Here is a 235-nt window from a genome sequence, read left to right as displayed (position 1 = left end):
TGAGGTATGCAGGCCTACCAGTCCGAGGTTTTTCTTGAAGTCCTTCTAGGCCTTCTTCAAAAAAAATCCGAACCCATTTATTGACACTGGTTCGACTGACTTTGAGAGATTTTGCAATTTGTGTACGAGAGAGGCCGTCTTTAAAGTGTGCGAGCGCAAGTAAACGCATCTTCATCTGAATGGTTTTTTGCTGGCTCGCAAGCTTTTTGAAGTCAGTGTTATTAAGGCTATCCAT

The 235-nt window shown here is 43.0% G+C and carries 1 protein-coding gene; it reads right to left on the bottom strand.

The window, feature by feature from the left end:
• Nucleotides 1-235, bottom strand: a 235-nt coding sequence (locus AB4133_RS21945; RefSeq protein ID WP_372225756.1) for a transposase, incomplete at both ends; no start/stop codon positions are given.

Source organism: Vibrio sp. 10N.286.52.F8, assembly GCF_041468745.1.
GTDB classification, from domain to species: domain Bacteria; phylum Pseudomonadota; class Gammaproteobacteria; order Enterobacterales; family Vibrionaceae; genus Vibrio; species Vibrio crassostreae_C.
Note: the sequence above shows the minus strand (reverse complement) of the source record. Positions and strands in the feature narration are given on the sequence as shown.